The sequence below is a fragment of the Paractinoplanes tereljensis genome (assembly GCF_016862435.1).
Taxonomy (GTDB): Bacteria; Actinomycetota; Actinomycetes; order Mycobacteriales; family Micromonosporaceae; genus Actinoplanes; species Actinoplanes tereljensis.
Genome location: NZ_BOMY01000039.1, coordinates 202,184 through 216,869, shown reverse-complemented (window position 1 = coordinate 216,869; position 14,686 = coordinate 202,184). Strand labels below are relative to the sequence as shown.

Genomic DNA, 14,686 nt, shown 5'->3' with positions numbered 1-14,686 from the left:
CGGGAAAGACGGTAGGACTGCTCGACCCAGCTGCCGGCACGCCCGGATCGGCCACACGGGGTCTGAGTGACTATGACAGTCTGAGTCGGTGGGTGGCTTCCGGGATCGGGTTGTACAGCAGGCCGACAGCATCGCGAAGCTGTATCTGGAAGGCGTGCGGCTGGGACAGCCTGCGACGCGGGAGCAGAAGGAGTTCATCCAGGGCGTCATCGCGGCGGACTACGACGGGCGTACGGTCGTCGAGCTCCTGCAGAATGGCCATGATGCGCATCCGGTGGACCGTGGCGACGGCCGGATTGAGTTCCTGCTCGCCGAGGATGAGTGCGAGTTCGGAGTCCTCTACGTAGCCAACGGCGGCCAGCCAGTGACGCCGGATGACTTCGACTCGATGTGCCGCATCGCGATGAGTAGCAAGCGACCCGACCAGGGCATTGGTAACAAGGGTGTCGGTTTCAAGAGCGTGCTGCAGTTGTCAGCCAGCCCGGAGGTCTACAGCCGCGCTACCGCGGATTCGTTGGTTTTCGACGGGTTCTGTTTTCGTTTCGCTCGACCGGGCGACTTCGACACGCTCGCCGCCCGGATCGACCCCAACCAGCCCGACCTGGGCGAGGCCCTGCGTGCCAACGTGTCCTCGCTCAAGGTCACCGTCCCTACCGACGAGATCCCGGCTCGCGTCGCCGAGTTCGAGCGCGACGGTTTCGCAACGGTGATACGGCTGGCCCTGCGGTCCCAGACGGCGCTGCGTCAAGCCCGGCGGCAGCTCGCCGAGATCACGTCATCCGACGTGCCGTTCAATCTATTCCTCGAGCGAGTCCGCCGGATCGCGGTGCGCACTCGTTCGGCCGCTGGGGTCGAAGAAACGACGCCGCTGACACGTTCCAGCCGGCAGATTGCTCCTACGGTCGAGGAAGTAACTGTCGACGGTGGCACCTACCTGGTGCTGCACCGCACTGTGGCTGAAGCCCAGATGATTCGAGTCATCCGACAAAGCCGGCTCGACGACGGTTTGAACGCCGGATGGGAGCGTTGGAAGGGCAACGCAACTGTGTGCGTCGCGGTCCCACTACGACAGCCTCTGGAACACGGCAGGCTCTATACCTTCCTGCCGATGGGCGCGGCGGCACCAGTGCTGATGCCGGCGTTCGTCAATGCACCATTCTTCGCGCAACTTGACCGTCAGAACCTCCTGACATCAGTGCCTCTCAATGACCTGCTGCTGACTGAGGTAGCCCGCCTCTGCGCTGCAGCTGTCGCCGACCCCTCAAGTCTGCCGGGCGACGTCGGGCTCGACCTCGTCTGCTGGACGAGATCCCACCTGCCGCGGTTGCGGAAGGCCTTCGACGAGATCGACGTCGACCTGACCAGGCTCCCTCTGGTGCCTGTGCTTGGCACTGACCGCGGCCGGGCCAGCCTCGTGGACGCGAAGTTATGGGCGGGCCGCGGCACTGTCCTGACCGCGGTCGCGGTCGCCGAGGCGAGAAGCACCCCGATCGTCGACCCTGCCTTGCACACGTGGCGAAAGAGCCGAACATCCACCGTGGCCCGCGACCTGGGGATTCCCCTGGAACCCAGCGCGACAGAAATCGCCGGTTTCGCCGAGGCGGTCGCGCAGGTGCTGGCAAGCCGACCGCCGGCACCAGAGACGTGGGCCAATTTCTACGACGACCTCGAAAGTGAGCGGCTCGACGAGAAGGTTGTGCGGACCCGCCGGATCCTCATCGATGACAGCGGGCGCCTATTGGCGCCGAACGGCGAACAGAGCGTATTCATCCGATCGGCAGACGATAAGGAGACTGCGGCACCTGTACCGCCGCCCGCGGTGCAGACGCGGCTGGCGTTCATGCTCTCCGGCATTCCCTGGCTGACGGCTGAAGGGCGCCAGCGGCGGGGCCGGGTCTGGCTGGAGTCGAAGAACCTCGTACGCGAATACCGGACCCACACGGTGCTCAGCCTTATCGGCTCAGCCATGAAGGCGATCGGGCCGGATGGAACCGATGCCTTGCGTCGGTGTCTGGAGTTTGCGTCGGAGTTGTGGCATCGCGCGTCGCGCGATGGCAGCCCCACAGCCATTCATGAAGCAGCCCTTTGGGTCCCGACAGAATCGGGGTGGCGGCCAGCGAACACCGCAACATTCGGACGCGGCTGGGGCGGCCCCGCCGCCGAAACCGACATCCGCCTCACTCAGCTGGTCGCCGCTGCGCGAGATGCCTCCGACGAAATCCGACAGCTCGGCAACGCAACCATCGAGCCCGCCAATCTGGGCGACATCGCCGTAGAGCCCTGGCGGTCCTTCCTGGAATCGGCAGGCGTGCGGCACGGAATATCCCCGAGGTGGCTCTCCGCGACCGCACTGGTGATCACGGGGTCACAGGTCGCGAACCCTCTGACCGTAGGCCAACTGGGATCAGCTCTGGTGTCGACCGACGACCAGCGCCGCTGGCGCGAGGTCGCTGCGAAGTGGCCCCGCCGCGGGCCGTTGCACCACACCGTGCGCTACCGTCCGACTACTAGCGTCGCGTTCCTTTCCGGCCAGCGTGACTGGGGAAGGTTCTCGGCTCGGGCGCGCCAGCTATATGCCGAACTGATTCTGCGAGGGCTCGATTCGTGGCCCGACGCGGCGCTGCAGTTCTCCTTCGCCCGTGACGGCGACCACACACGACCAGCGTGGCCAACCTTCCTGACAGCATTCCTGGCTGCCTCCGATTGGATCCCGCAAACCACACCCAGGGACCGCACACAGCTGACCCTGGCCTCACCCGCACGAGCCTGGTGGCTGCGCGCCGCCGAAACCCCCGACTACCTGCCTGCCCCACCGCAGACGTTGAGAGTGTTGGCGACACCTCGCGTATTGACACGGCTGGCCCTCATCGGCGTCCGATTCTGGGATGACCGAGCCACCGCCAGGAGCCGACTCGGCGAACTCACCGACCTGGTAGCTCGGCACCGCACACCGGGCAGCGGCTCGATTCCGCCGAGTGTTCGCAAAGCGTATGAACAGGCGTGGGAGCACCTCGACCCTGCGGCCGAACCCCCGCACCGGATCATCGTCACCCGCCAAGCCCAGCTAGAAGTGACCGACCTGAACAGCAAAGGCGATCCGGTGTACGTCTGCGACGAGGCCGGCGTCACCCAAGAACGGCTCCTCGGACAAACACCGAGCGCGATGCTCGCGATCAGGAACCGCAAGCTCGCCGCCCGCGCCCACCAACAGCTACAACAGCTCGGACCGAGACGGCTTGTGCCAACCTCTGCGGTCACCATCGACGTCATTGCCGATGGTCAGCCCGTGGCTGACCTGACCTTCCAGCGCCTTGACGAACTCGCCGGTCAATGGCTGCACACCCTCCTGCTCGGAACCGTGGAGTTTCAGCAGAACTCGTTCGTGAACGTCAGCAGCCAGCAACTCGCCCTCGCCGACCGTCGGCTTGGCCAAACCGAGATCGCCGCCGCGGAGTCAATCGTCGCCAGCGTCGGTGGGCACCCTGTGGGTGCCGGAAACGCCCCTCGATCTTTCCTGTTGGAAGCTGACGGCAAACCACGCATCATCGCAGCCTCCGGCACTGACCGCTGGATGCTGCTGCAGGCAGCCTGCGGCGCCCTCGCCCAACTTTCCGGTTTTCCCCACATCGAACGTTCGCTGGAGCTGGCGCTCATCGACCTGCAGCGGCTCTGCGCCAGCCAGACACCCACAGCTGCTGACATCGCGCAGGCCCTACGTGTCACGACCGAAGATCTGCAGGCGCTCGTGCTCGATGGCCCTGGTCACATCTCTGACCACTCGGCTGTCGTCGCCGTTCTTGCCGTCGTCAACACCGACATCGCCGAGCAGCTACGCGACCGCAAAGCACCTTTCGACGGTCGCGACGAACTACGAGCCTGGCTGACAGACCGCGGTGTCGACACCGATACGATCCTCGCCCTCGCCGACCAGGATGACCCGCACATCACGATCGAGAAGCTGGGCATCAACCTCGCCACGGCTAACGCCGGCTACCGCGCCCTCGGCCTGCCTGCACTGCACAACCGAGAAGGACACGCCCGGCAGTTCACGGCCTACCTCCAGCAGCATCGCCTCCACATTCAGGACCAGCTACGCGACCGGCACCTCCCTGTGGCCGAACGCGGCGCTCCCCTAACCGAATACCTGCGTCTTCGGGACCTACCAGGTTTGCAACCTGACCCACAATGGCTCGACCAATTTTGGGACCTCGCCGAACCACTGCTCCATAAGCGAGTCGCAGATTGGCTCGACCACGTCTGCCCCGACACCCTTACTTCGCCTACCCACCTACCGTCCGTCCAAGAGCTCAGAGAAGCCGGCCAGCGCACCGCCATCCGCGCGACAGCGACACTCCGCACCATGGTGGAAGCCTGGGCATACCGTTCCTCGACCCACAGCACCCGTCGACCCGGCGCACCCGAGATCGTCGCCGCCGCAATGGAAACCGACGGCAGTATGGATTTTCACCGTCTCACCCAGTCCCACGTGATCAAGTGGCTGCACGCTCACCACCAATGGCCCGAAACCATGCCGCAGCAGTCCTCGTTGCTGGAGCTCACCGAACAGGATCTGACGAATGCCCGCCAACGCCTGAATCAGGCCACCGAACAGCAGCGCCAGGCGTCTGTGGTCACCACGTACGGAACCAAGAAGTTCGGCCATGATGCTGAGGAAACTCAAGCATTCGTCGACGCCGTCCGCGCTGCCCTTCCCGCTGAGGTACTCGCAACGCCGGCCCAGCCTGTCAGCCTGCCGCCCGCGCCGCCCGGCAACACCGGCCAGCACCACACTGCTTCCGGCGGCGGCTGGTCGTACACAACGATGGCGCCGGAGGTAACTTCGCGGGTAGGGCTCGCCGGCGAACTACTGGTCGGCGAATGGATCGAGCATCAGTTCGGCTACCCACCCGAGACCACATGGAAATCCGGCTACCGCCGCACGCAGTTCCCCGAGAACGGCGATGACCGCCTTGGTTACGACTTCGAGGTCAACCTCCCAGAAAAGCGCATCCTTATCGAGGTCAAGGCAACCAGCGACGCCATCCCGCAGATCGCGCTCGGCGAGTCCGAGGTCCGACGGGCCCAAGCCCTCGCTGCCGACGAGGAGTACCTCATAGCCTTCGTCACGAACGCCCTCGACCCAGCGCGACGCCGTCTGTACATCTTGCAAAATCCACTGGCGGCCGGCGGCTTCGAGTTCTACCGCGTAGCTGGCCGCAGTATGCGCCTGCAGTTCCGGCTGCCCGCCTCCTGAGACGACTCCGTCTTCAAGTCTGTCCGGAAGTGAGCCAGCTCGATCTCGTCTTGGGGCTAATCCCGCGAAGCGCCGTCCTGCCCTGACGCGACGGCAAGGCGTCGTGCCGACGACTGGGGACCGGTTGGTCCATCTGTCGTATCGTGCCTACCCCCGCGGATGACATCAAGGGCCGGCCGGTGATCTTGCATCCCCAGAATCAGTCGCAGACGGGGGAGGGGCCAGTGCAGTTCATCGGCAAGTTCAACGATGCTCAGGCCGTAGTCGGAGGCGAGGTCGAAGGCCTTCCGTAGAAGGGTGGGTTGCTCTCCGGGGAAGCCCTCGACGGGTTCGGGCTTGGACTTGGCCGTATTGAGGCGCTGGTATGCACGGGTGGCGGTGGTGTCTGAGAACAGACCCACCTCGCGGCACCGGTAGATAAGACTTTGCATGGAGGCGCCCCACGTTCGCTGCAACTCGGCGAACGCGGCGAGGTCGATACGTGTGGGCAGCTCGGGCACGATGCTGTCACGGGGGGTCAAGAATTCCGCGGCGAATGCGTCGGCTTCACGTTCGTGTTGCGTGTCGCCCGGGAGCGCATCTGAGTGCAGCACGAGGTGGCCGAGTTCATGCGCGGTGGTGAATCGGTGCCGGTAGACATCGGTGGTGCGGTCGCGGCTGACGATGACGAACGGCCGGGGAAGCCGCGATGTGGAGAACGCGTCGACCGTCTTGAAGTCGCCGTCAGCCGGGGCATGGACGACGACGATTCCCCGGATCTCCAGTGTGCGTGACAGGTGCGACACCGGACCGGAGCCGAGCTTCCAATGCTGGCGTAGCGCACGCGCGGCCTGAACGGGGTCTGCCGGCAGGCTTGAGCCCGGTGTGATCTCGCCGCCGGCGAACCCTGGTAGGTCGATGTGCGGCAGCTCCACGCGCTGCTCGAGGGCGTAGGTGAGTTCCCACATCTGCTCAGTGAAGGAGACGGCCTTAGCGCGCTGGTAGGCGCGGGTTTCTCGCAGGTGCCGAAAGTGCGCCGCCGACGAGTCGAGACGCGCGTATGGACGTCCGATCTGGAAGAACGTCGTCGGGTAGCCGAGCTGCTCCGCGAGTGCGGTGAGGACGTCGGGTCCGGGTCGGGTCCCGGACTCGTACTGTCCGATAGCTGCTGCGCTGACGCCGACAAGGTCGGCGACCTGTTTTTTGGTTAGGCCCGCAAGCTGTCGTGCCTGAGTGAGTCGCGCTGGGTCGAAGTTCCTGGAGACGGCGGTCGGCGACCCGCCGGATGACGTCGGCGTGACGCTCGTCGCAGGAAACAGGGCGTCAGGTTCGTCAGTCTTGCGCATGGTGTCGCGGCTGCTCGGCATGTGGTTGGTCGCCAGGTGGGGCGACCTGCTGGCCTGGGGTACGCGGTCTCAACGTGGGACTGTCAAGCCGTGCTTGATCGAAGCGCGGCGCGGACCGTGCTGCGGAAGGATCGACCAGCACGCGCAAGCCGGTGATGGCCGGAGCGGAGGGAACTTGCAGTGGCTGCGAGGTCACCCATTGGGGTATGCCGTCGGCGTTCACGCTGATCTCCCCCCATCCGATGTTGAGCAGGCCCTGCCGCTCGTGGGCGGCGTAGTAAATGATCACGATACCGTCTGGTTCCAGGCCGCGAAGGATGTCCGTATGCGGTTGCTCCGGCTGTGCGTCGGTCGAGTCGAGGGTGAGCTGGACGTTGGTCGGTGCCGGTCCGAACTGCTTGGCGAGTTCCAGGGTTGTCTTGTTGATCGCTCTCAGCGCGCGGGGGCTGTCGTGTGCAGTCTTGAGGTCCTTGGCGTACTCGACCGGCAACAGGGCGATGTTGTTGACCAGGGCAATCTCGAAGCTCATGCCAGATGGTCTGACGATCTGGCAGCCCGGTACGTCGCGTAGGTGTTCTGCGAGTTCTTCGTAGCGCGCTGGCCATGCACCGCCGAAGGCGTGGCGGGTTCGTAGCTTCACGGTTTGGTGGCCGTCCATCTGCCGGCCGACCGCGGTGTTGATGGCAGCGGGAATGGCGTGCATGAGCTGCGTCGCAACGTCACGGCCAAATCTCGACACGGCCCATCGGGCCGGCTGCGCCTTCGCCACCGAAATCTCCTTCTCTTTAGCTGCGTGCAAAATCCTAGCACTCATGCTTTAGTTTTTTGCGGTACACCGTCAGCTTGGGCTGAGTGACGGCCGATCAGGTCGGTAGTTGACTCCCCGGGTCGGCATCGCACGCCGTGTCCGATCACTCGTCGCGTTGATCTAGCACCCTTCACCCGTCGTAGATGAGGAGCCTTCATGATGGAAGCCGCGCGCCGGTTCGGTCGCGATGAGACCGTGACCGCCGTGACTCAGGCAGCAAGTCTCTGGATGCAGCCCGAATCGATCGGTGCACGCTGGCGCATGATGGCAGAGCTACATGGTCCCGTTGCCCTGGCCCACTTGGCTCACGGAGAACCCTTTCTGCCGCTGGCCGCCTTCGTCGACAGGCTCACCGGCCCACTGGCCGAGCTGCTCCCACCATCACTGCGACAGCCCTGCGACGATGCCGCCCTCGTCGAGGACGGGCGACTCAGCGCAACCGCCGCGGACCTGCTCATGGAGAATCTGGCTCCTTCGCTATCGGCTACCGATGTCGCCTCCTGGTCTATGCCGCGCCTGAGCGCCGAGAAGGTCCAGGGCTGGCTCTACGGTCAGCTGCTGGCGACCGGCAGCGAAGCCGGCTACCGAAACGCGCGACGGACTGTGATCGACAATTCCGCAGGTGAGATGTCAGACGTCATCGACGCGATCAAACTCGCAGGCCTACCCCGAGAAGGCCTGGTCATTGAAATCCCCGGCCACGCACAATTCGCCCACGAAGGGGAGAAGTATTGGTTCGGCTGCCCTGTCTGCCGCTACCCGATGCGCTTCCAACTCGGCAGGGTGTCCTGCATGTACCCGCCTCATGCCAAGGCGGTAGGTGCTGTGACCGTGCGCCTGTCCCGTCGGCGTCTGCCTAGTGTCGGCGCCTGGAATAAGGCGCGGGCTGCCGACCTCGGCGGACCGGGGATCATCACCGCAGCTCCGGTCGATGGGCATGCCTGCCTAGTGCAACCGGTGTGGCGCTACTCCACGATCCCAGGCTGCGAAGAAGTCCGTCTGCACCAGCTACTCGAGCAGATCCCCGGTGTCACGGCAACCCTGTGGCCCTACACCGACCGGTACGACCTGCACGTCAGCGCAGCATCGCGCCGGAAGCCATGGCGGGTCGACGTCAAGGACTACGCCGACGCCGCCCGACTGGCCAACGAACTTCTCAAGCGCGGAACTCTGACCGACTCCGACCTACTGATCGTCGTACCCGACCATCGCGCCGATCAGCTCCAAGTGCTCAACGAGAGACTCCGAGCCGGCCTCAACACCCGCCGGCGAATCGCGTACACCTCTTCCAGCTTCCTCAAACTCGTCCAGAAAGCCGCCTGACGTGACGACGCCTCAACGATCTCGTGCCGCCACCGTGCGCCACCTGACCACGCCATCTCTGCGGCTGGCTCTCGGGCTCGCCGAGATGCTGCTGCCACGAGAAACCTACGACGGCAGTCCTGCCGTCGACCCGCAGGACGCCCGCTACCTGCTCTCGGGTCAGCTCGGCGTCTGGGAACGCTGGCGCGACGACCTGGCCACCGAGCACCTCGCCGCAATCGACCGGCTGATAGCGCTACGCCCTCGCCGCCTGGCCACCGAAGGCGGCTTCCGAATCAGCTTCGATGCACACATGCGCAACAACCGCTCACCCCGATACGACCCACTGGGGGATCTGCTCCGTGTACGCGACGGCGTTCCGGTCAACGACCTCATCGCTCAGGCGGTCGAAGAATTGGAAAATGCGGCCACACCTATGCCGGTGCCGCCGCAAGCCGAACCGGGGGAGACATACACATCCTCAGTGTTCCTACCCGGAGCGAACCGCGACGAGTTCCGCCGCAACACCTACCGGATCCCGATCTTGACGAACTCGTACCCGCCCGTCCCCGTCCAACCCGCAGCCGCCCCACAACAACTGACAATCGACCTCGACGACCTGCGCGCCCTGGCCTCACGCATCGACAAGAGTCGTAGCGGTGACGACACCTTCAGCCTCGCCGATTCCCTGGACTCCTTCACCAGACACCTGTGTGACCCGTGCGGCCAACCGATCTCCACGCTGAACCTGCTGGCCGGTCCGCTGCAGACCATGATCGCCCCGACAGGCTCCGGCAAAAGCGTCCTGACCAGGGTGGCGGCGACACATTGGGCACAGGCCGGTCACACCGTCTTGCTTCTCACCCCCGATGTCGAAAGCACACTGGAGCTCGTCGCCGACATCCGCGCGGACCTCCAAGCTTTGGACCTCGACCATGGTGTGGCCGCTCTCCTGTCATCTCGCCGGCTCATTGACGTCGCCGAACGCCGCAGCAACGACGCCCCCACCGACTCAGCGCGCGCCCGCTGGACCTGGAACGAACTCGGCTACTCCTGCCTGCTACCCAACGACGAAGGCGCTCCCTGGCAGCCCGGACAAGAACCATGCACCGACCTGCAAAGGATCGGCGAAGACGGCCGTCACCGCTGCCCCCTCATCGGCGTCTGCGAAAAATGGGAGCCCTGGCGGCGAGCCGCAGGCACAGCCAAGATCATCGTTACCAACCACGCGTACTTCCAGCAGGGCTCCGTTCCGATTCCCACCGCCTTCGACGACGCGACACACGGCCGCGTCAGCGCCCAGCAGTTCCTCCTGCGCCGAGCCGACGTCGTCGTCATCGATGAGGTCGACGCCTTCCAGGCCCACGCTGTGGCCCTGTCGGGACGCACCCTCGTACTGGCCAGCCGCGAGACCCGGCCCCTGCTCCTGGCCAAGCTCGATGACCAACGCAAAGAACAGGTCCACTCCCGGCACGTGCCGGCAGACCTCGAGCTCGACTTCCAGCGCGCCATCAGCCGCCTAGAATTCCTCTCCGAGCGGTACCTCACCGCGGTCGTCAACAACTTCATCGACCCCCAGGACCCGCTCGGCTTCCGCAACGCCCGACTGCACCTACCGCGCCGCTGGGACAACCTGCTCGCCTGCCGCCTCTTCGGCCTCGACGAGAACGAAGAACGCCCCAGTGACGACCAGCTCGAACAATTCCGGTCCCTGTTCACCGTCACCGAGCCTGACGTCATGCCCGAAGGCTGGTCCCTTCTACGGCGCCAGCTGCGTCTGGTCGTCTCCGACCACCCCGACGCCGACCGCATGGATCAGCGCCGACAAGACGTCCTCGACGCCGTCGTGGCCATCGCCGCACTCAACGCGAGTGAAAGCACCAACGAGACCACGAGCGAAGCCGACGACTTCGAACGTCCGCCGTTAGACCACCTGCAGACCGCCCACCTGCTGCTGCGCCGGGCCTTCCTCGGCGACCTCCAGCAAGGTCTCGCCGAACTCGAACACCTCCTACCACTCATGCGAGACAGCGGCATGCGCCTGGCCGACGACGTTGAAGCAGCCCTCGACCGCGGATCCACCTGGCAGGCCACCCCGGAAGGCCCCATGGGGCGAGCAGTGTTCGGCTTCGCCGTGACCGGCGACCCCAACGATCCCAGCGACCGGCGCCTCAACGCCGAAATCCTCTCCGGCGACCCTCACGCCTACACAGCAGACCTCGGCAGCACCACCGCCGCGGCACTCACCGGACACCCGCGCATCGTCCTCGGCCTCTCGGCCACGGCCTACCTGCCCGGCGCCCCGACCAATCACGTCTACGGACAAGTCATCGGCCACTATCCCGACGACGCCAACACCGGCACCGGCCCCCTGACAGTCAGCAACGCCTCCATCAACGACCGCATCACGAACCGTGGCATCACCATCTCCGGCGCCGCACGCAACCGCAAACGCGAACTGCTCGACAGCATCGGCGCCGGCTTGTGGGAACAACTACTCGAACCACGACTCGAAACCCTGCACCAGCACCCCGACCCCGACCGCCGCTCACGCGCACGAGTCCTGCTCGTCACCAACTCCTACGAACAAGCCGTTGACCTCGCACGCGGACTCATCAACGGCGGCGCACAACGCAACCGCATCGCCGTCGCCGTACCCGCCGCCCAGGCTCACCACCTCCAAATACCCGACGACGTCATCGCACTACCCGCAACACGCCTACGTACCTTCCCCGATACCGGCCGCGACGTACTGATTTCACCCTTCGCCCGCGTCGCCCGCGGCCTCAACATCGTCGTCGGCCGCCGCTCAGCCCTGGACTCCATCTGGGTTTGCGTGCGCCCCCTCAAACTCATCGACGAGCCCGCCGCCCTCGTCGCCCACACCGGCGCCCGCGCCCGCCGCGACCGCCAACCCAGCACCGACCCGCGCCGCGAACTCGACTACCGCCACGACACCGCAGCGAAGCACCTCGAGCAGATCAACCGCTCCAACCCAGCCTTCGGCAGGCTCCCCGCCAACGTCCGGACCGCGATCTTCGCTGACATCCTCGCCGACCTCATTCAACTCGCTGGCCGAGCTCGCCGAGGCGGTACCGACACCACCCTGCACCTGGTGGACAACGCCTTCCACCGCGGCGGCGCAGCACCAGGAAGCGACTTCCCCACGCTGATCCGCGCCCTGTACCAGGACTGGTACGACACCGGCGTACTCGAACACGTCACCGCCATCTACGGCCACACCCTTGACGCCTTCCTCACTTTCGCCGGTATCAGCGACAGGACTCGATAATGCACACCCTCGCCTTTCCCTACACCGACGTCATGGCAGGACCTGTCCACGCCTACGACATCACCGCCGAGGTCAACGACACCTGGCAAGACCTCACCCGCCGCTACACCCGCGAACCCGCACAACTGCCCTACCGCGACCTCACCGACGCACTGCGCTACGTATCAAAGGACTACGCCACGATCCGCAAGAACACCGACGGCCCCGGCGCCCTGCTCCTCATGCGCAAGAAGATCCCCATCACGACCGTCGCCAAGCTCTTCAGCACCTTCGAACGGCTTCTCGCCCAGCGCTACCAGGCATCCTTCGACAACCTGCTCGGCCCCATGGTCAGCCAGACCCGATCACGCACCATCAAAGTCACCAAGTACCTCCAGCCCGGCGACGAGGCAAAACAACAAGACATCCCCGCATGGGTCTTCGACATCGCCACCTGGAGCACCATCGAGCTGCTCAAAGGTCAAATGCGGCTCCCTGACGGCACACTGCTGAACCTACGACCCGACACCACCGGCAACCTCGTCGCCTACGACCACCCACTACCGGTGGACCAACCACGCGCAGAACAAGGCATCCACTACGTCAGCCTGACCCCCATCACCCTTCCCGGCTACCCCGGCATCCTGCTCAATCTCGACGCCCACATCAGCTCCACCACCGGCTTCCCCGGCAACGCCCGCAGCCTCTGGATCGCACCGGACGGACACGGACCCCTCCTCGTGGCCAAGCACCGCTACGACCGCGAACGCAACCTCAACCTCATCGCCGGACAGCTGCCCGCACTCGCTGACTCGTTCACCATCAACGGCATCCCCGAGCACTTCACCCCAGCGGACTTGCAATCTCCGAAACCACGACTGCGCGCCCGGCACGCCACCACACCCGATCGCCATCCGATCGCCTCCGGCCCAGGCCGCAAGTTCCTCGACGCGCTCCTCGAACACGCCACGCAACGACTGGGCACCGAGTCCCTCATCCTGCAGAGAACCAAGATCGGCAACATCAACTCAACCGCCCCCACATCGACCGCAACCTCCCTGTCCGCCACCATCAGTACGGCGCCCGCACCACTGCACCTAACAGTCGTCTACGCCGACGACATCCAACGCGCCCGCGCCCAAAAGGCGCTCACCGACGTCCTTGGTCTGACACCAGCAGCACTCGATACGCCGACCGCAGCGGTGATCGACGGCAAACTCACGATCAAGTTCCTCAGCGCCACCAACCACGTGCTCCTGGAACCGGGTCCTCCCCGAAACCGGGCAGAACTGATCGACGCAACGACGGCACAACGCCCTTCGGCCGGCACTCACATGGCCCTCGTGCAGACCAGCAAATCGAGAGCCGCCACCAAGAGCTCGGCCGAGGATCCCAAACCACAGATCCGCACAGCGATGGCCGCCAAGCAGATCGTCACCCAATTCTTCGACGCCGCCTCCACCGGAAAGCCGGACGCCACCGACTACCCCGCCAACGGCGCCATCCGAGACCTCCTCCGCGCAGCCGGCATCACCGCCACGACCCCGACACGCGTCTTCGAGCGCCCACTGCAACCGGGTCCCTGCGTCATCGTCGGCGTCTACACCCGCGAACAGAACCGACCAGCCAAACGCATGATCAGCCTCGCCGCACTCGTCACCGATGGGTCGGACCAACCCTGGCAGATGCTCGGCTATCACCCTGACGCACGCGGATGGAGCAGCCTCAGCAACGCAATCACCGCTCATCACGCCACAGATCTCACCCGTTTCGATCAAGCTGATCCAGGCGCGCGAGCCTCTCAAGCCCGGGACTACGCCGAACGTGCTCTCCAGCAGCTCCGTACTCGCTTTGACGACATGCCTATCGTGATTTACGTCGACAGCTCCGAGCGATTCCCACTTTGGCGCGGCCTTACTAACAAGAATCTTTCCAGCAGAAAGGCTGGGGACCTTCCGCATCTGGCCATGCCGGGTCGCGATATATCTCTCGTACGGGTTAATGCGCCCACCGATGGGAAGCTACCTCAACCTGTACGCGCTCTTACCGCTCGCGCAAACGCGGGAGATGGTCTCGTGTCAGCAAGTGAACGGCTCTACCAATTGGCGGGAGCAACATCCGATACGTTCTATCTGATCAACAGGTCGCGAACCGACAAAGCTCTCGACCGCGGCGTCAGACTGGGGCATCGCAAGACCCGGTTCGAAATCTCAGAAGACAACAAAACAATGCGTACCCCTTGGCATGCCATGACTTGCACCGAGTTCGTCATCGTCGACCGCGGCGCCTTCACTGCAGTGCAGCTTGGAGCCATGAGCGCTCGCCTGTGCGGCCACCCACTTGCTTGGGACGGTCGGACGAGTAGGCCAGCGCCCGTGCACCTGGCTTACCAGACGATTCAAGGCCATCCACAACGCACGTGAGGCCAACGACGGCCTATCGCCGGCTCGGTTGACGGCTCATGGGGACGCGGTCCATGGAATGTTGTTGCGCAGGATGGACCGTGGAATCGATCTGGCAGAAGCGCGGAGGCAAAAGGCCAGGTCAGCTACGCTGAAGGAGTGAGTAAAGGTGCCGGGTCCGCAGACCCCTTTACTCGGCCGAGTATACTTTTCAGTGACCTGGTAAAACGTTCTTTAGCACGTCGCTGGGCCCTCTAAATGCTGGGGGTCAAGGGGTCGCAGGTTCAAATCCTGTCAGCCCGACAGCGAGAGGGTCTCTGCAGG

6 protein-coding genes are annotated in these 14,686 nt (G+C 64.8%); 4 read left to right on the top strand and 2 right to left on the bottom strand.

Going from position 1 to position 14,686, the window contains the following annotated elements; all coding sequences use genetic code 11:
• Positions 1–88: 88 nt before the first annotated feature.
• The gene (locus Ate02nite_RS30545) at positions 89–5,254 is read left to right on the top strand and encodes a sacsin N-terminal ATP-binding-like domain-containing protein (protein ID WP_203811304.1); all 5,166 of its coding nucleotides are present in this window, start codon (positions 89–91) and stop codon (positions 5,252–5,254) included.
• A gap of 56 nt (positions 5,255–5,310) precedes the next feature.
• Here the strand turns inward: Ate02nite_RS30545 and Ate02nite_RS30540 are convergent, their stop codons facing one another.
• Both Ate02nite_RS30540 and Ate02nite_RS30535 read right to left on the bottom strand, forming a co-directional pair.
• Entirely contained in the window at positions 5,311–6,579 is a 1,269-nt protein-coding gene (locus tag Ate02nite_RS30540) for an XRE family transcriptional regulator (protein ID WP_203811303.1), read from the bottom strand.
• Positions 6,566–7,348 (bottom strand): hypothetical protein, encoded by a 783-nt coding sequence (locus Ate02nite_RS30535; protein WP_203811302.1) that lies wholly within the window; start codon positions 7,346–7,348, stop codon positions 6,566–6,568. Before Ate02nite_RS30535 ends, Ate02nite_RS30540 begins: the two co-directional genes overlap by 14 nt.
• A gap of 195 nt (positions 7,349–7,543) precedes the next feature.
• Here Ate02nite_RS30535 and Ate02nite_RS30530 point away from each other — a divergent pair, with 195 nt between their 5' ends.
• From Ate02nite_RS30530 to Ate02nite_RS30520, 3 genes are read left to right on the top strand one after another with little or no spacing between them, the layout of a single operon-like run.
• Positions 7,544–8,710, top strand: a complete 1,167-nt coding sequence (locus Ate02nite_RS30530) for a restriction endonuclease-related protein (RefSeq protein ID WP_203811301.1) — start codon at positions 7,544–7,546, stop codon at positions 8,708–8,710.
• Between the two features lies 1 nt (position 8,711).
• Positions 8,712–11,981, top strand: a complete 3,270-nt coding sequence (locus tag Ate02nite_RS30525; RefSeq protein WP_203811300.1) for an ATP-dependent DNA helicase — start codon at positions 8,712–8,714, stop codon at positions 11,979–11,981.
• Positions 11,981–14,383, top strand: coding sequence for an RNaseH domain-containing protein (locus Ate02nite_RS30520; RefSeq protein ID WP_203811299.1), 2,403 nt, complete (start codon positions 11,981–11,983; stop codon positions 14,381–14,383). Before Ate02nite_RS30525 ends, Ate02nite_RS30520 begins: the two co-directional genes overlap by 1 nt.
• Positions 14,384–14,686: the final 303 nt, after the last annotated feature.

What these genes read in the sequence shown, in the direction of transcription:
- Ate02nite_RS30520 (WP_203811299.1), top strand. Translation starts at nt 11,981, where the DNA reads ATGCACACCCTCGCCTTTCCCTACACCGACGTCATGGCAGGACCTGTC.
- Ate02nite_RS30530 (WP_203811301.1), top strand. Translation starts at nt 7,544, where the DNA reads ATGATGGAAGCCGCGCGCCGGTTCGGTCGCGATGAGACCGTGACCGCC.
- Ate02nite_RS30540 (WP_203811303.1), bottom strand. Translation starts at nt 6,579, where the DNA reads ATGCGCAAGACTGACGAACCTGACGCCCTGTTTCCTGCGACGAGCGTC.